Annotated in this window: 12 protein-coding genes; 6 read left to right on the top strand and 6 right to left on the bottom strand. The window is 53.8% G+C overall.

The features are described from left to right. Window positions 1-14: 14 nt before the first annotated feature. The 3 genes from KRAC_RS09995 to KRAC_RS09985 form a co-directional block, all read right to left on the bottom strand. A complete protein-coding gene (locus KRAC_RS09995) occupies window positions 15-1,274 on the bottom strand; it encodes an RNA-guided endonuclease InsQ/TnpB family protein (RefSeq protein ID WP_007906611.1) in 1,260 nt (419 codons plus the stop codon). Continuing rightward, window positions 1,246-1,860, bottom strand: coding sequence for an IS607 family transposase (locus KRAC_RS09990; RefSeq protein WP_007906609.1), 615 nt, complete (start codon window positions 1,858-1,860; stop codon window positions 1,246-1,248). The genes KRAC_RS09995 and KRAC_RS09990 overlap by 29 nt, the downstream gene beginning before the upstream one ends. A 139-nt stretch (window positions 1,861-1,999) precedes the next feature. Beyond that, window positions 2,000-5,758 (bottom strand): GAF domain-containing protein, encoded by a 3,759-nt coding sequence (locus KRAC_RS09985; protein ID WP_007906606.1) that lies wholly within the window; start codon window positions 5,756-5,758, stop codon window positions 2,000-2,002. 235 nt (window positions 5,759-5,993) lie between these two features. On the opposite strand from KRAC_RS09985, the gene KRAC_RS09980 reads away from it, so the two are divergent. Then, window positions 5,994-9,560 (top strand): WD40 domain-containing protein, encoded by a 3,567-nt coding sequence (locus tag KRAC_RS09980; protein WP_007906598.1) that lies wholly within the window; start codon window positions 5,994-5,996, stop codon window positions 9,558-9,560. A gap of 385 nt (window positions 9,561-9,945) precedes the next feature. Further along, on the top strand, window positions 9,946-11,397 hold the full coding sequence (locus KRAC_RS09975) for an aminotransferase class V-fold PLP-dependent enzyme (protein ID WP_007906597.1): 1,452 nt from the start codon (window positions 9,946-9,948) through the stop codon (window positions 11,395-11,397). A gap of 137 nt (window positions 11,398-11,534) precedes the next feature. Here the strand turns inward: KRAC_RS09975 and KRAC_RS61210 are convergent, their stop codons facing one another. After that, on the bottom strand, window positions 11,535-13,739 hold the full coding sequence (locus KRAC_RS61210; protein WP_007906596.1) for a serine/threonine-protein kinase: 2,205 nt from the start codon (window positions 13,737-13,739) through the stop codon (window positions 11,535-11,537). Between the two features lie 188 nt (window positions 13,740-13,927). Here KRAC_RS61210 and KRAC_RS09965 point away from each other — a divergent pair, with 188 nt between their 5' ends. From KRAC_RS09965 to KRAC_RS74475, 3 genes are all read left to right on the top strand, one after another. Continuing rightward, window positions 13,928-14,584, top strand: a complete 657-nt coding sequence (locus tag KRAC_RS09965) for a hypothetical protein (protein WP_007906594.1) — start codon at window positions 13,928-13,930, stop codon at window positions 14,582-14,584. Window positions 14,585-14,701: 117 nt separating this feature from the next. Next, a complete protein-coding gene (locus tag KRAC_RS09960) occupies window positions 14,702-15,256 on the top strand; it encodes a hypothetical protein (protein ID WP_007906592.1) in 555 nt (184 codons plus the stop codon). Window positions 15,257-15,508: 252 nt separating this feature from the next. Further along, entirely contained in the window at window positions 15,509-16,102 is a 594-nt protein-coding gene (locus KRAC_RS74475; RefSeq protein ID WP_007906590.1) for a DUF308 domain-containing protein, read from the top strand. 63 nt (window positions 16,103-16,165) lie between these two features. On the opposite strand, the gene KRAC_RS09950 is transcribed toward KRAC_RS74475, so the two are convergent. Next, the gene (locus KRAC_RS09950) at window positions 16,166-16,750 is read right to left on the bottom strand and encodes a hypothetical protein (RefSeq protein WP_007906589.1); all 585 of its coding nucleotides are present in this window, start codon (window positions 16,748-16,750) and stop codon (window positions 16,166-16,168) included. A 213-nt stretch (window positions 16,751-16,963) separates the two neighbouring features. Here KRAC_RS09950 and KRAC_RS09945 point away from each other — a divergent pair, with 213 nt between their 5' ends. Next, entirely contained in the window at window positions 16,964-17,356 is a 393-nt protein-coding gene (locus KRAC_RS09945) for a hypothetical protein (protein WP_007906588.1), read from the top strand. Window positions 17,357-17,464: 108 nt separating this feature from the next. On the opposite strand, the gene KRAC_RS09940 is transcribed toward KRAC_RS09945, so the two are convergent. Then, the gene (locus KRAC_RS09940; RefSeq protein WP_007906587.1) at window positions 17,465-17,992 is read right to left on the bottom strand and encodes a hypothetical protein; all 528 of its coding nucleotides are present in this window, start codon (window positions 17,990-17,992) and stop codon (window positions 17,465-17,467) included. Window positions 17,993-18,364: the final 372 nt, after the last annotated feature.

Genomic DNA, 18,364 nt, shown 5'->3' with positions numbered 1-18,364 from the left:
CTACTCAAAAGTGCTTACACACCCTCAAATAGATTCAATTGCTGCACTTGCCCCTTACAGGAAGCCCCTTTGACTTCTACGCCGCTTTGGGTCGCATGCAGCACACCGCACTCAGGACGAGCCTGAGTGTGTGGCTCTTGCCGAGCAAAAAACCTCGTCAGGATGTTGTGCGCGCTATTTTCATCGCGATCCATGACGAGTCCACATTCGACGCAACAATACGTTCTCTTCCACAGTGGCATGGCTTGCAGATTCCCACAGCCACTACACTGCTTGGAGGTATTGCGCTCATCTAAAAAGTGAAGGTCCTTCCCGTACAACTGGCATTTGTAGGTGAGCATTTGAATGAAAGTGTACAAGCCCCACTCATTGAACACTGCACGATTGAGGTGTTTGTTGCGCTCTCGATGCTCTTTCATGACCATTTGTCGTTGGGAAAGATCACCCACCACAATAGTTCTCTCAACCAGTTTGTGGGCTATCAAGTGTGACGCTTTATGAAGACTATCCTGTTGTTTATTGCGCTTCTTCTGCGAAACGCGCTTGTAGACCTTGCTCAAGTGGAGGTAGCGACGTGACTTTTTCTTGCATTTGTCACGCTTTGACCGAATCTTATCCAGTTGTTTGTTGTGCCAACGTGCCCCCTTGAAGCCGCCAATGCTATAGACTCTGCCTTGCTCGTTAATACCGGTTGCCAGAGTCTTGATGCCTAGATCAAAAGCAACCGTTCCTTCTGTTTCGTGCCGTTTCTCGTTGCGCTCTCTGACAAATGAGGCAGAGTAGTTGCCTCTGCCATCGCGACTGATCGCCACTTCACGAAAACCCTTTGGGGGCGCTTCTGTGAGGCGTGCAACAATGTTGGGATACACCTTTGCCCCATGTTTCCCCCCACCACCAGTAGGCAGAATGAGCGTATCGCCTTCAATCTTGAGATACATTGCAGGATAGCAGAGCGTGAAAAAGCAGTGACGTGGGCGTACACGTGGGAAACCGGGCGTTTCTCCTGCTTTGACTCTGCGATAGAAGGCTTTCATCGCACCATGAAGGCGGTAGTAGACCTCTTGCAGCAGTTTACCATAGACCTGAACGAGCTCAGGATCATGCTGTTTGCTCTCTTGCAAGCTTCGTTTCGCTTCGTAGAGATCCCACTTCTCGCCTTCTCTGAGCCGCATCACCCACCAGTTGTACAATCCCCGACATTTGCCCTGCATGAATTCAAGCGTGGCGACGTCTTGCTCGCTCACTTCAATCTTGATCTTTTTGCAAAGCAGCATCTTTAATCGCTTTCTTGTAAGAACGTAGTCCATGAAGTCGAGCACTAAACACAGTCACAATGGCGAGAAGGTCACGTACAAGCTCTTGCTCAGGCGAAAGATTTTCACCATTGATAACCACAAGTTCGGTATGATGCCGCTCACAAAAGGCTTCAAAGTACTCATAGCCAAAGCGAACAAGCCGATCTCGGTGGGCAAGAACAACTCTCCTCACTTGTCCAAGCTCTACCATCTCCATGAGACGATTGAAGTGTTTGCGTTTGTAGTTGAGTCCACTGCCAATATCCTGTATCCATTCATCAACAGAAATCTCATGCGCAATGCAATACGCTTGCAAGGCTGCAACTTGATTGGCAAGATCAGGCTTTTGTGCGACTCCTGAAACGCGGGCATAGACAATGGTAAGTCCCTGTTCAGGCGCTTTTAACCCACGATACTCAAGGTACTGATCGTGCGTATAGTAACGCCTGTTTGATTGTGGAGAACGGTGAGCAACTAATTTGCCTTCACGGTCCCACTTTTGGAGCGTTTTGGTGGACTTGCCAATAAGTTTTCCGAATGCCTGGATATCGTATGTGTTCTTCATAAACACATTTTAACATAATTTAGTGCTTATGTCAAAACTGTTTCTAAACTCCTCTCTTTGCCAGAACTGATTACGCGTCACGCTCTCTACCTCTTAGACGATGTGTCATTGCGTTTCTTGAAAAGATGAGCGCTTTTTTCTACTCCTTTGGTAGCAGTAGCGTAAAGGTGACGCCAGGGCCATCGGGGTTGTCTTCAAACCAGAGATATCCATTCTGACGCAAGGCATTGCGGCGGGCGCTCCAGAGGCCAAAGCCCGAGCTGCCCTTGGTGGAGTAGAACAGGCTAAAGACCTTGTTCTTGATGTGTGGCTCAATGCCCTTGCCGTTATCACGAACCTGGATGGCAACCTTATCCTTCTGGTTATAGGCACGCAGGCTTAAGCGTCCAGCGGGTTGCCGCTGCATGGCCTCTATCGCATTATTGATTAGGTTACGTAGGATGTCATGTACCAGGGCTTCGCGCACATGCGCTTGGTTAACATCTGGCGCGATATCTTGATGTACCTCGATATGGGCCGGGATGTGACTCTGGAGGATGGCGTTCTCAAGGAGCGTACTCGGTGAGATAGAGATTTTTTCGTCGGCAGCACCGGGACCCGGATCTGTGATCACTTCTTTGAGTTCTGTGCTCAGGTCAAGGACCGTACGTACCGACTTCTCCGTCTTATCGAGCTTACTTTCTATAATTTCATCACGCATATGATGATAGTCCAGGCGTCGTTTAATGCTAGAAATATAGGTTTCGACCAGGCCCAGATCGTTGCCCAGGCGATGTGTCAACTCGAAGGCCGATTGCCCGATCAGACTCACCTCCTCGGCGGCCCTGGCGCGCTGTTCGGACTCTAACCGGGCCTGTGACGCTTCCAGGCGATAGATGGTACTCCCAAGCTGCTGAGCCAGGCTATCATAGAATTCGATATCGGTCTTGCCAAAGTGTCCCGCCTCACGATGGACCAGGGCGAGCGTGCCATACAGGCGTCTGTCGAAACGAATGGGGAGGAGGAGCATGGCTTGACCATCTCTGGGTTCTGGCTGCGAGGTGGATGTATAGGCCTGCTTGCCGATAATGATCTTCTCATGATGTTTGAGGATCGACTGGTAGTGCCGCTCAGCGGTGCTGATGGGTCCATGTTCATGCAGGATGCCTGGTGCGGAGAAGCGCAGACGCTGGAGTGCATCAGCGTGCTCATCATAGCGGCACAGCTCAACATAGCTCTGGCTATAGTGTTCCGCTAGCTGAAAAACGATCTGGTATCCTTGCTCAAGCTGGCTGATATCGTTGAGTTCTCCCAATTCGCGACTGGCGCGATACAGTAGGGCGAAGTGTTGCTTCTCCTTCTCTGCCTCCTGGTAAAGCTCGGCGTTGCGTAAGGCGACAATCGCCAGGTCGGCCAGTCCCTGGAGCAGGCGCTCATCGCTCTCATCAAAGGCCTGTTCTTCTGGACTCTCGATATTGAGCACACCTTTGAGCTCACCATTGACGAGCATCGGTACGGCCAGCTCTGAGCGTGTATCCTGAATGTAGCGCAGATAGATCTCTTTCCAGCCTGGCTGTGAGGGATCGATATTCAACAGTTGCCTGGTGCGGGCAACCTGTCCGACGATGCCTTCGTTCACGCTATGTTCCCTTCCTTTCTTATCTGGTAAGACGCCACGCTCGGCAGCCATCCAGAGGACTTGCTCTTCGCGATCATAGAGCATGAGGCAGCCCGTACGCGATTTGTTTTGCATGAGTTCGAGTGCTTTATCGAGGATAAGCGCAAAGACACGCTTCGTTTCTAGCTGGCTGGTAAGCTCCTTGCTAATGGCGTAGAGTGCCTGCCGTTCGTTGGCGAGGCGCTTCTCTCGCTCATAGGCCTGGGCTTTGGTAATGGCCAGTACGGCCTGTCCCGCCAGCGTCTCCAGAAATTCCTGGTCTTCCTGGTGAAATGCGCCGATACGCGTGCTTTCAAAATTGAGCACACCAATGGCTTGCTCGCCATTGAGAAGGGGAATATCTAATTCGGAGTTGGTATCAGGCACCTTATTGATATAGAGGCTGCTCCAGGGAGCATCGCTATGCACGTTATCGACGCGCACTGAACGTTTGTAGTGAATGGCCCAATTGGTCAGGCCGCGCCCCTCAGAGAAGGGGATTTTAAAGGGTTGTTTTAGAACGGCATGGGTCCCATAGGCGGCTTTGGCCTCAAGTGTTTGTTTCTTGCGATCATAGAGCATGATACATGCCCCTTCGACGGGGACATAGGTAAGGGCCTGGTGTAAGAGCGCCTCTAGAAGCGCCTCCAGGTCGAGTGTGCTATTCAGCTCTTTATCGATGCGTTGTAAGATTTCTAGCTCGCGTACCCGGCGTTGCAGGAGACTATTGAAGGTCTGCGCGTTACGGATCGCGATGGCGGCAAAGTGGGCCAGGCCTTCAATTAGCAGCTTTTGCGACCGGTCGAAATATTGGCTCTGCTCGTAGAAGATGAAGAGGACGCCAACCGCTTCCACGTCCACGCGCAAGGGCACAATGGCCAGCGATTTGATGCCTTCCTGGACCAGGGGGAGCCGAACTCTTTTGAGCAGTGGCTCACGGGTCGAGCTACATGTAGGCTCAAAAAGGGTATGGGGATGGAAGGTCATATGTTCGGTCACCTGTTCTTGCCAGTCTCTCACCAGGGGTTCATGCTTGAGGATATGAGATGGCTCGCCGCTCAGGAGGCGCTCTGGTGGTGTTGGGTCATAGGTAGTGCCGACCAGGGTGGGCTTCAGAACAACGCGTTTGGCCCCGCTTGCGATCTGGATGCGCTCGATGATCTCTCTAAGGGGATAATGGAGCTGGCTGGTGAGCAGGCGACCTGCCTCATTAAGCTGTGTCAGACTATCATAAAGGCGGATATTATTGATAGCCATGAGGATATGGTTGCCCAGCACTTGTAGGATAGCCATATCTTCATGCGTGTAGGTATATGGCTGGGGATGCTGGACGGAGAGCACACCCAGGGGAATTTCCCCCAGTAGCAGGGGGACAAAGATAAAGGATTCCTTGGGCAAGGTGCCATGCACCGGAGCGATATGAAAAGGGAGCTGCTGAGCCTGGCTACTGAGATGCTCGACCAGGACGGGGCGGCGTGTTTGTAAGACATACTGGCTGGCCCCGCTAGGTGGGCGATCTCCTTCACGAATCGCATTCCCTTCATCGATGCCATAGAGGTCACGCGTATGCGTTGGGGCCTGGTAGATGGCCAACATCAGGGCATGGCGAGCATCGAGCAGATTATTTAAGAGTGGATAGAGGGTAGGAAGCAGAGTATCAATGGATATAACCTCCTGGTTGAGGACCTGCCCGATATGCGTCGCCTCGCGGTAACGTTGCAGCATCCATGTCTCTTGTAAGACAAACGTTGCCAACCTGGAAAATTGCTTTAATAGCTCCTCTTCGAGAGAAGTTGCCTGGGATAATTCACGGAAGGCCAGGGTGAGCATCGCAAAAGGAGGGTGACCTGGTCGATTGCTCAGAGCAAAAGAGATCAAGGAGTGTATCTGCTCTGCCTGTGTATAGTTGGAGTGATAGAGAGGCGCTGCCTGCAAGTCTGAGACATAAAGGATTTCTGGCTGGATCTCCTGAACTTCTCGCGAGAGGGAGGGGGCTATGGTCTCTTCGCGAAGAATATGCGCGCGCGGCGTGGCAGGCGACGAGTCTCTCTGCTGGTTCTCGGCGTAGAGGGCACGTGCGTAGTGAAACGTCCCTGTGACGGGATGATAGGCGGTCAGGATGCAGATATCAGGTGTAAAGAGGGTACGCGCCTGCTCTGCTATGTGCAGGAGCGCTTCAGCGAGATTCCCGCGCTCATGTATCTCAGTTGTGAGCCGCTGCGCAAGCTGAGTAAGGGGGATTGAGGCGAACGACGAGCGCATAGTGTATTCCTCCACCTGGAAATAGAATACGTTAGATGTTTTTGCAAATATATTGTAGTATTGAGTGTACTTTGTTATGCTAACAAAAACAATTGTTTTGTAGCTGGCTCCTGTTTTGAAGATACTCTAAGCACGTTGGTGGGAGAACCCCATATATGGGACAGGTGGGGGACATCTAAGGGACATCGTTCGCTTTTTTTAGAATGCCAGGACCATTTGCAGCAAAGGGAATTGGATGAAGAAACAGGCAGTCTGGTATGAAAACCTGCGACGTGAGCGCAAGCTACGCGGATTATCCCAGAGCGAGGTCGCGACTGCGCTCCAGTGTGATACAAAAACCGTAGGGCGTTGGGAGCGAGGAGAGGCCTTTCCCAGTCCGTATTATGTCCAGCGGCTGACCCATTTTTTTCAGAAAGACGCGCTTACTCTGGGCCTGTTTGAGGATACTCTGGTACCTGAGATGGGAGAAGAATTGCCGCAGTTGCAGGCAGCCACCCCACAACCAGCGGGGCCAGCACCTGCGATGCATACCGAGCAGCGCCTGGAGATGACACCTCGTCATGAAGAGTGGGGCGAGGCTCCCTATGTCGAGGAGTTCTTTGGCCGGGACGTAGAACAAGAACTCCTCAGAGGTTGGATACTTGAGGAGCGCTGTCGAATCGTAGCGTTTCTGGGGATGGGCGGCGCGGGAAAAACCACCTTCGCGCGCGTCATCGTTGAGCAACTCAAAAGTGCCTTCTCATACGTCCACTGGTTCTCGCTCCAGAATGCGCCTACCCCTGAAACCTATATGCGCGCCTGTCTGCAACACCTGGGGGCGCTGACTCCCACTGAGACCCTGTCATTTGAAGCCTCCCTCGCTCGCCTCTTGCAATGTTGCGCTGAGAAGCGCTGCCTCTTGATTCTCGATAACATGGAATCGATTCTTCAGGGAGGCGAACAGGCCGGGCGCTATCTCACTGGCTATGAAGCGTATGGTCAACTCCTGACCCATCTCGGCACCCACCCCCATCAGAGCTGTTTGCTGCTAACTAGTCGCGAGAAGCCGAAGGAGATTACGCGCCTGGAGGGGGGGAGCGCCCGCGTGCGCTCACTTGTGTTGCCAGCGCTGGGAGTAGCCGAGAGCCAGCAGCTATTGCAGGAGAAGGAACTGACTGGCTCAGATGCCGAATGGGAGGCACTTCTACAGCTGTACGCGGGCAATCCCCTGGCGCTCAAGCTTGTCTCGGCCTCCATTCGTGAACTCTTTGATGGCTATATTGGCGAGTTTCTCCGTGAGGGCGAGGCCATCTTTGAGGATATTTCAGAACTCTTGGAGCAGCAATTTCATCGTCTCTCCAGCCTGGAGCAGGACCTGCTCCAATGGCTGGCGATTGAGCGCGAACCCGTCAGTCTCCAGACCTTGAGTGACGACCTGGTCATCCCAGTTGCGAAAGGGGCGCTTCTGGACGCGCTTAATTCCCTGCGGCGGCGCTCGATGGTGGAGATAAGCGTCGAGCATCGTTTTACCTTGCAGCCCGTGATTATGGAGTTTATGATTGAACGCCTGGTCGAGTTGTTGTTTGTGTGCCTGCGCGGGGGGGACTTGGCGGGATGTAGCGGCTACGCGGTAATGAAGGCGCAGGCCAGCGACTACATCCGTGAGAGCCAGGTGCGGTTGATTGTCCAACCGCTGCTCAAGCGCCTGCTAGCCACATTAGGGCATACGCATTGTGAGAACCATTTGCGGTCCTTGCTGGACCGCTTGCGCGAGGGGGAGGGCCTGGAAAGCGGCTATGGAGCCGGAAACATTGTGAACCTGCTTGTGGAGTTAGGTGCGAACCTGCAAGGACTGGACTGCTCATCGCTCACCATTCGCCAGGCTTATCTGCAAGGTAGCGACTTTGCCTTTGTGAACCTGGCACACGCCACGCTCTTGAACTGTGCGCTTAACGACTCCTTTGCCTGGATACTGTGCCTGGCGGTGAGTCCGGACGGGCGCTTGCTCGCGGCTGGCACGACTGTCGGGACCATCCATGTCTTGAGGACGGATGATGCCACGCCTGTCCTGACCTGTAGTGGGCATAGCGAGGAGATACGCTCGCTGGCTTTTAGCCCGGACGGTCGCTACCTGGCGAGTGGGAGCGAGGACCATACGGTGCGTCTCTGGGAGGTCGAGAGTGGAGCCTGCCAGCATATCTTACATGGGCATCGCGACCAGGTGCGCACCGTTGCCTTTAGCCCAGATGGACGCTATGTAGCCAGCGCGGGTGAAGATCGGCTCATTTATCTATGGGATGCCTTTTACGGGCATGTAGAGAGCGTGCTGGATGGACATAGTCAGCGGGTGCGCTCCCTGGTCTTCCATCCCAGCCTGCCATTGCTGGCCTCAACTGGAGATGAGACGACAGTACGCCTGTGGGATTATGAGCAAGGTGCGCATGTCGCGACCCTGGCTGGGCCGAGCCAGGCAGGGCGCGTCGTGGCCTTCAGCCCTGATGGACGCTTGCTGGCGGCTGGAAGCGAAGACCACACGATTCGGCTGTGGCGAACGGAGGATTACGAGCAAGTCGCGGTATTGCAGGGCCAGGGGAGCCGCGTCCGTACCATGCATTTTAGTGCCGATAGTACCTTGTTGGCGAGCGCAGGCGACGACCAGATGCTGAATCTCTGGGATATGGCAAGCCATCAGCGCATCCACCAGGTACATGCCCACGGGAGTCGCATCTGGTCCGTAGTGTTCGTCCCCAACACTACGCAACTCATCAGTACCAGCGAGGATGACACAATCCGTTGGTGGGACCGGCGGAGTATGCTCTGTTTGCGTACCTTACGCGGCTATACCGACCTGTTGAAGGCGCTGGCCTATAGTCCAGATGGGCACCTGCTATTGAGTGGGAGCGAGGATCGCACCCTTCGCCTCTGGGAGGTAGAGACTGGGCGTAGCCTGCGTACGTTGCGTGGACATCAGAATCGCGTTCGCACCGTTGCCTATAGCCAGGACGGCTTTACTATTGCCAGCGGAAGCGAGGATGAGACGGTACGTCTCTGGGACGCGCGCACGGGGCACTGCCTTCGTATCTTACGTGCCCACACACACCTGGTCCGCTCAGTCGTCTTCAGTGCCGATGGCTCCTTGCTTGCCAGTGCCAGCCATGATTTGACGGTATGCGTCTGGGTGGTCGCCACTGGCCAGTTGCTCAGACGCATAGAGGGTATCACCGGGTATATCTGGAAGGTCGCCTTTCATCCAGTCACCAGGCAACTTGCCTGTGGCACTGATGATCCCGTAATTCGCTTATGGGACAGCGAGACGGGCGAGGTGGTGCGCGAATTTACCGGTCATACCCATCGTGTCTGGGCTATAGAGTTTAGCCCGGATGGGCGCTATCTGGCCAGTTGCAGCGACGATCTAACGCTGCGGGTATGGGACGTAGCGAGTGGAGCCTGTCTACGTATCATGGATGGACATACTGGCTGGGTACGCACGCTGGCCTTTCACCCTGACGGCACGCTGCTTGCCACGGGCAGCCACGACCAGACTATTCGCCTCTGGGAGGTGCAGACGGGGCGCTGCCTGGCGGTATGGCGTGGACATGAAGGCTGGATCTGGTCGGTAACCTTTCGTCCAGGTGGGGCGCAGCTAGCTAGTTGCAGCGATGATGGCACAATCAAGCTCTGGGACGTGGCGAGTGGCGCCTGTACACGCACTCTACGTAGCACACGGACCTATGAAGGCACAAACATTTACGGCGTCATCGGCCTTTCAGAGGCGCAGCGCGAGGCACTCCACTTCCTCGGAGCCATCGAAGAGGAGATATAATATCGCAAGGTTATGAGGCGTGCTGTGGTAAGACCGGAGGTCTTACCACTGCACGCCTCATAACCTTGCGATATATTTTGTTGGGACCGACGGGGGCGGTTCCAACGTGCTGCGTGTAACATACATCGTTTTCAATATCTTATGGGATAGAAAAGAATAAACAAGTATTACTAAAGAGAAAGCCGCGCTGTGCCTCGGGAGGCACAGCGCGGCTTTCTCTTTAGTAATACTTGACTTATATTATCAAGTGTATCAACTCGACATTAGATCACAAATTTTGTGGGGAAACTTGATATTTGCGCGATACTCTTGGTATACTTTTAGGCAAGGTAGAGAATATCTGGTTTAAAAGAAGCTGTATTTTCTGGGAAGGAACATGGAGCTAATGACAACGACCGCAGAGCATCGATCCGATCGATCCGTAAAGGGAACAAGAAAGTCAGCCTATGCGCGCCCGCGCGTGGTGGGTATAAAGACCGAGGTCCCCCTGATTACTGGCGAGCAGGTAAGGTACGTAAACCTGGATAGCGCGGCGAGCACGCCGCCCCTGGTCAAGGTACGCCAGGCCGTCGATGACTTCCTCCCGTGGTATTCAAGCGTACACAGGGGCGCGGGCTATAAGTCGCGCCTCTCGACCCACCTCTACGAGCATGCACGCGATGCCGTAATGCGTTTCGTTGGTACGACGCCAAAGACGCACGTGGTGGTATTTGTACGCAACACAACCGAAGCCTTGAATCTTTTGGCTCACCGGACCTTGCTGGAAGATGATGAGCTTATTTTGACGACGAAGATGGAGCATCACTCCAATCTCCTGCCCTGGTTCCGCAAGAAGCATGAAATGGTGCAGCTTACAGAGGATGGCCGTATCGACATGGCGGACCTGGAGCAACGCCTGTACCAGCATGAGGGGAAGGTTAAGCTGATCACCATCAGTGCTGCCTCGAATGTGACGGGTCTGGTCAATGATGTCCACCAGGTGGCGCGCCTGGCGCACGCGCATGGCGCGAAGATCGCCGTCGATGCCGCGCAATTGACACCACATCGGCATATTTCAATGGGAACATATGGGGCCGCTGATTGTATCGATATCGTAGCCTTTTCAGGCCATAAGCTCTACGCGCCTTATGGAACTGGAGCGCTGGTGGTTCCCGCTACCCTCTTCGCCGATGGCGATCCCATGCTCGTTGGTGGTGGTACTGCCTGTCTGGTGACAAGTTCTGGCATTAAGTGGGCCACGGGTCCCGATCTAGAGGAAGCTGGCTCGCCAAATGTGATTGGCGTGGTGGCGATGGCTGCCGCTCTGGAAGAACTGATGCGTTTCGGCATGGAGCGCGTGGCGGAACATGAGCGCGAGTTGACGCGCTATGCCATTCAGCGCTTGCAGGGAGTACCGGGCCTTACCCTGCGCGGCCCTGCGTGGGAATCGGTGCTGGCAGGTGAAGAGGATCGTCTGGGCGTCTTCTGCTTCACCATGGGGGGCCAAAGCTATGAGAAAGTCGCCGCGGTGCTGGCGAACGAGTGGGGCGTCGGCGTGAGGAGTGGCTGTTTCTGTGCGCATCTCTACGTGGCGCACCTGCTGGGGATCTCCGAGGAGGACGCCTCAGAGGCCCGTGAACGCTTGCTTACAGGTTTACCGGTCGAATTGCCAGGGATGGTGCGGGCCAGCTTGGGTCTTGCCAATAGCAAGGACGACATCGACCGCCTGGCATCTGGCCTGATGGCCATCGCTCGCGGAGATATCCACGCTCAGTACGCGCATAATGAGCACGGCGATCTGGAGCCAGTTGGGACTGACCATTTCTTCGAGGCCCATGGCATGAGCTTCCTCGCCTGATCCCCATATGACCAGGCCAATGGCCCCCACAGAGTCGTAGGGGCCATGCTGGCATGGCCTTAAGCGAGATGGTCATGGTTGTAGGTCTGGGAATTGTGAAGACAATTCTGTGTCTGTCGATGACAAGAATGCTTTGATTATTGGTCCAGTAGAGTGTTGCCCCGCCATAGCCCGGTTCTGGCCCCGGTACGGAACCCAACAATTTTCGGGTATTTGTATCCCACGATGACAAGAACGCTTTGGTTATCGTTCCAGTAGAGTGTTGACCCGCCATAGCCCGATTCTGGCCCCGGTACGGAACCCAGCAATTTTCTTGTATTTGTATCCCAAAAGTAAACGATGTTTTTCTGGTCGACTGCGGCTATCGTGCGTCCATCAGGCGACCAGGCCAGGTCAGAGAAAATAGATCTCGGTTCGCTAGCGATAGGATCGAAGGTAAATGCCTGTTTAGTTGTGGGTGACCAGAGGCTCAGTGGTCCTGCATAGGGCGCGGCGGCGATCCATCTCCCGTCGGGCGACCAGCGAACGACGGCATCGTTGTGGTCGGGAGGATTACTTTGGGTCTGAGGAAACATATATGTATGAGTGGGCTGGCGAGAGACTCCTATCTCCCAGTCTTGCAGTGTATTGTGCGTATTGTTGGTTGCCAATCTTTTACTATCAGGTGACCAATCAAGTCCGAGTATGGCCTCGTGGGGTGTTATATAGTTAGCTATAACTTGTTTAGTTGGGAGATAAAGTATTTGGAAATGTGTCACCTGGCTTTCTCCATCCTTCTGTGCTATTGCCAGGTATTTGCCATTAGGTGACCAGGCCAGATGTGTGCTTACTTCGTTTGCGGAGCTATACGCATTTGGCTCTACAATTTGTGCTTTTTGCTGCTTTTGCCAATCCCAGATCGTGATACTGCCATCACCAACGGCGGTAGCAAAGCGCTGGCTATCAGGCGACCAGGCAGGACGGACCTGCGGTATGATGTCCGCTTTCCCAGCCCAGATTGTTTGTTCCGTATGTATGTACCAGATGAGAAAGATATTCGTAGCAATACTAACGCATGTGCGCCCATCAGGAGCGATGGCGCTGGAATAGATAATTTTCGGATCATTGAGAACGTTTTCTGGAATCGCAGTTTCTTGCGCTTTAAGGTATGCGATAAGATTTTGAATACCGCCAATGGTCGCCCCGCCAGCGATTGTGACAACGCTCAGGGTCAGGCCCCCCGCGACAATGGCGCGCCGCGAGAAGCGACGCCCCGGCTGGGAATGCTTCGAGGTGGGGGCCTGAACCTGGACCTGTACTTGACCTGCCCCTGGCGCTGTACCAGGCATACCCAGTGGCTGTGTTGGCGTATGGGGGCGTGCCTGCTGGTTGCTGCTAAGGATAAGGGATGCAGTACGAATGCCCTGGTTGCGCGCGATGCGCAGGATTTCGTGATAGACCTCGGCGATGGTGGAGGGGCGTTCAGTGGTATCGAGGCGCACCATACGCTCAACGAGCGTTGCTAGTTCAGTAACGCCTGCCTGTCTATAAGCGTATGAGGGGGCGAACTTAAAGGGGTTCTCCGCCGGGTCCTCGCCCGAGAGCAGGTGATGCAGGAGCGCGCCGAGGCTGTAGATATCTGAGGCGGGTGTTGTCTGGGCCTTGCCATATTGCTCGGGCGCGGCATAGCCGGGGGAGCCAAAAGGGATGGTATCTCTGGCCTGGCCCGGTTTGAAATGGCGGGCGATGCCAAAGTCGATCAAATAGAGCTGGCCCGATGGGCTGCGCATAATATTGGAGGGTTTGAGGTCGCGAAAGATAACCGGGGGCTGGCGGGTGTGCAGGTAGCTCAACACATCACAGAGCTGTAGCGCGATTGAGAAAATCTCTTCAAAAGCCAGGAGAGGCGCTGGCTGAGCCGAATGCCCAGGTGCCCCCTGGCTCTCAAGATAGCTTTCAAGTGTCTGGCCTTCGATAAAACCCATGACCAGGTACCAGTGCTCGGGATCGGTAAAGTGGTCATAGACGCGTGGCAGGTGGGCATGCGTCAACTGCGAAAGAAGGCTTACCTCGCGATTAAAGGCATCCGTCGCCTCGATGGCCTGCTGGGGAGTAAGGTTGCGCAGGTTGATTTGCTTTAGCGCACGGACAGTATTCTGCTCCTGCGTATCCAGCACTTTATAGACCGCGCCAAAGCCACCCAGGCCAACCTGTGCCAGAATGAGATAGCGCTCTCCAACGAGAAAAGGCGTCTCCTCCTCGCTCTCAGGTAGCGTTAGTTGGCGTTGGCAGGCGAAGCAGGTGGCGTCTTGTAGTGAATTACCTGCCCCGCAATAGGCGCAGTAGAGCGCTTCTAAGGCCATCGTTGATATCCTTGTATTGGCGTGGGCTGGTTGCCTGGTAAATAAGGAAAAGAGGTAGGTCGCGGAGGGATAAAATCCCCTTATATAGTATAGACGCGCATTGTCGGTTTTTGTTACATCAATTTTGTGTTCAAGTAGGAAATTTTAAATAAGCGTTTTTTCTTATTGTGAGTAATTTGGGAGAAATAATGCTAGAAGAAATTGAGAGATTGAAGCAAGCTTTGCGGCATGTCTACTGGCTGGGTGGCTCGCCTTGTGCGGGGAAAAGCTCGATTGCGGATGAACTTGTTACACGTTATGGCTGGCGGCTGTACCGCTGTGATGACGCGTATGCCAGGCACGCTGAGGAGGCGACTGTGACACATGAGCCAACGCTCTATCACTTAAGCCGCCTGGCGCCTGATGCCCTCTGGCTTGAGAGAAGCGTCGAGCAGCAGATTCGCGAAGAATTTGCTTTCTACCATGATGAGTGGCGTTTGATTGTGCGCGACCTTGAGGCATTGCCGCGTGACGTCCCTATTCTGGCCGAGGGAGCGGCCCTCTTGCCGGGGCTGGTTGCCCCTCTTTTGTGCGAGAGATCAAGGGCGATGTGGATGGTCCCAACTGTAGATTTCCAGTTAACGTACTATCGGCAGCGTGCCTGGGCCAGAGAGGTAGTGAGGGAGTGTCGTGATCCTGAACAGGCCTTTGAGAACTGGATGCAGCGCGATAGCGGTTTCGCGCGTGCCGTAATCCAGGAAGCGCGGCAATATCACTTGAATGTGGTAGTCGTTGACGGTACACGCACGTTAGCGCAGAACCTGGCCTATGTGGAGCAAGCCTGGCGTGGTGGTGTACAGGTTTAGCGTAGAGCGAGGATGATTGTTCAGGTATCTCAGAACGCTATACTGAATGTGGAATGGGGCTGAGCGGAAGATAAGGAGCTATTTTTTTAGAATCGATGAATGGATGGAAATTGATGCATGGATCAGAACATAGGATCAGGGTGCGCTGACCTCGTGAGCGCGATGGAGCGCTGGTACCACAGTGGAACCACGGCCCCGCTTGAGCAGGTACATGCCTGGATGGCCTCAGATTGCCGTGACGCGCAGGGCTATCTCTGGGACTGCCTCTTTGAGCACCCTGGACGCCTGGAAGCGCCAGATCTCTCTGAGATCGTCGCGTTTGGTTCCTGTTACCTGGAGCGCTGTGTCATTGAGAATAGTGAGACGCTCTATGCCGATGGGCGCTTCTCCGCGTGCGATACGCTGCGTTCCTGGTTCCAGCGTGCCTGGAACCAGCGGGAGGAGCAGAACGCAACCGTTGTCGCGCTACGGGATCTGCTGGCGCGTTTGTGCTGCCGAGGTGACGAGCAGATAACCGATGTAGTTATGACTGCTGTTCTTGAGCATCTTTTTATCCAGCCAGAGATCCGCGAGTTTTTTCGTGCCTGGGAGCAGGAGCCTATGTTGGCGAGCGTCTATAGGGACGCTCTTACCCTAAGTGATACCTGGGATGTTTTTGAAGAGGGCAGATAAACGTCGCTTTCTTGCTGGATATCACGCATGTTGTTACTCTTTTGCCGCCAGGCAGTTGTAATAAATACAAGCTAGCATAGCAGCCGAAGCAGAAAACTACCTCATGTGACAGCACCAGAAAATGCTATCACTCACTACAAAAGTGGAATTTTTGTATTCATATATTTCTATGTGGAATTGTATGCAAAGCGTTGCCTGGTATGAGGAAGGCATGTGAAAAGTGGCTGCAAAGCATGGAAAAGGAAAGATGAAATGGGTCGTTTAATTATCTGGCTTTTTTATCGTGTATTGGGCAGGAAGGTTGGCCGCATCGTCGTGGGGAGTTTTATGATCCTGTTGGGTCTCCTCTGTCTGATTGCGAGTCCGTTTTCAAGTAGTGACGCTACGGGTACAGTTATCGCCGGCCTGCTCTGCCTGGCGTTCGGTATACTTCTCCTGGTATTAGGTATACGTGATAATGGTGGTTCTAGCTTCGGTAGGAGCACCTTTAGTGCGCGCAAAGCCTCAGGCGTGCAGGGCCAGCCCCAGTATGGTCAGCAGGTGCCACCCCAGCAATACGGCCAGCCCCAGTATGGTCAGCAGGTGCCACCCCAGCAATACGGCCAGCCCCAGTATGGTCAGCAGGTGCCACCCCAGCAGTATGGCCAGCCCCAGTATGGTCAGCAGGTGCCATCCCAGCAGGGCCAGCCAGCACCCTATGGACAACAGGCTCCTTACGGCCAGCCAGATCCCTATGGGCAGCAGCAGCCAAACCAGGCATATGGCCAGCCGCCACAGTACCCGGCGCAGAATAGTCCCTACGCGCAGGAGTACCAGAACCCCCAGCAGTATCCTCCGCAACGCTAATAAGGAGAGCATAAGTCAGGAGCGACAAGTATAGAGTGCCTGTCGCTCCTGCTTTTTTCTTTCTCACATCGTAGGGTAGTGGGCCTGGGGCTGTTCTTGCTGATCAGAGTGTGAGGGGGAGGAAACGGGATAGGTCAGTCCGCCTTCTTCATAGGTTGCCTGCTGTGGTTGCGCCGCCTGGTAGCCCTGTTCATAGGAACGTGGGGAAGGATTGGGAGTGCTTCGCGGCCTTCTGGGCTGATAATAGACGCGTGTTTGGGGCCTATTAGCTTGAAAGAGGGGGAGCCGTCGCAGGGAAGCCAGGATGCTCTTGCCGTTTGTCCCTAGCAGGATGGTCATGCCCAGAGGAATGAAGAGCCAGAGGCAAGCCACGAGATCCGCGCCAGGAAGTTTGCTCAGCGCCACGGCGAAGCCAATGCCCGCTATCCAGTTCGCGAAAAAGAGAAAAACATAGAAGAGGGTCGCGCGCCGTGGCGCGGCCCCGATTACCAGGGTTCCCAGGCCAAGATAAAGCGTCATCAAACAAGCCGTCAGAAAAGGTGGAAAAATGGCGGTGACGAGCGAAGCGATGGGAATACCAATAATAACAAGCGCACAGGCCAGAAGGAATGCGCGAAAGCGACGATAGCGACGTACTGGCACCGACATTGATCTACTCCTGATAAAATTCTGCCTTGTCTCTAGAAGATTAAAATACTTACACGAAATATACGTTCCAGGAGAGAGAGAAGTTTGTTTCACTGAAGCAGATGAGAAAAAAGAGCGATACCTTTGACGTATTGCGTCCTCAAACGTTTATATCATTGTGTGTCAATTTTATTCTGGCGTCATGAGAGATCATCTTCTAGAAGTAGGTATTCTATGTCCGGATATGTCCTTTCGACCGGGCCATTGAAGCGCCTGAGGAATACGCCCAGGGTTCATACTATCTTCAACACGCTTATGTGTTTTGTCGTTGGTGCGGGCTTGTGGCTGCCTGTGTTGGGGATCTGGCAGGGCTTTTTCTACGCGCCCAGCCTGCTGGCAACGGATCGTGCTCAGGCGGAGCAGATCTATGGAAACGCGCTTGGGATGACGCTCTTCCCTCTGATCGCTGATTTCTTCGTCTTCCTGGCGGTTGGCGTGTTTATGACTGCCTGGAGTCGCTCTCGTGCGGAGCGGCTCGCGTATCGCCTCCTCCTGGGTTTTGCGGTTAGCATTCCCGCGCTTGTGTTTGTGTTGCTGATCCTTTTCGCTTTTAAAGTTGGTATGTAGTGCCACTACGTGGCTCGCAGGGTAAGAGTGTGTGGTGATGGCCTGGCAGAGCCAGGCCATCACCACACACTCTTACCCCATTAAAGCACCGCAGGTGCTGAGATGGAGTTATTTGCTATCCGTGTAGGTGATGGGCACGTCGCCTATCTTTGTGGCGCGTAGCTTCTGGTCGTAGCTGATCTTGGACGCGCCGACATTGTTTGCCAGGTTCTGACTATTATAGGTGACGCTCTCATCGCCGATGCGTGCCACGCGCTGAGGAATGTCTTTGTCAAACTCAATCTTGGTCGAGCCAACGCTTGTAATTTTGCCCTCGTCATACGTTACAGCCAGCCCGCCAAGTTTCGTGATACGTCCTTCGTCATCGTAGCTCATCTTCATATCCCCGACCTGTGTCAGGCGCCCCTGGGTATAGATCACCTTGTCTTTCCCGATGGTATGCATGTTGTAGCGGAGCAGGCGCAGCACGAACAGGTATTGTGTTGCCGTCTGTGCGTCATGAATCGGCTTGCCGCTGGTGGCCTGGATACCAGTGGCTCCAGTGTTGGTGCTACTCCCACAGGCGGTAAATGGTAGCAGCAAGAGGCTAAGGCAGAGTGTGCATAGAAGCAGGCAAATAGGTAGTGGACGCGGCATAGCATTCCTCTCTAGAGCTGTCACAATAGCCCTGTTTTTTACTCTCTACGTTGCTGTTTCCATTATAGTGATTGCCTCCTATTGGTGGATGTGCGTCGTGGCTGCCAGGATGCACATCCACCAATATACTCATATAGCATCTATAGCATCGCGACTTAGAAAGAACCCGAGCCAACGCTCAGGTTTGCCAGTGAACAAGTTAGAGAAGATGTAAATAATTATTTGAATATGGAAAAGTATATTAATTATACAGAATGATTATAATGCATATATACGTTCGCTTTAGGCAAAGCAATACTTGCGAAATACATCTCTCTTACTGGTTGGTCAACTATTGTTTGTGTTGTTTGTGTGGAAAGGGATGTGTCTACT

This window comes from Ktedonobacter racemifer DSM 44963 (assembly GCF_000178855.1).
Lineage (GTDB): Bacteria > Chloroflexota > Ktedonobacteria > Ktedonobacterales > Ktedonobacteraceae > Ktedonobacter > Ktedonobacter racemifer.
The sequence above is the reverse complement of the archived record's forward strand: the minus strand, read 5'-3'. Positions and strand labels throughout refer to the sequence as shown.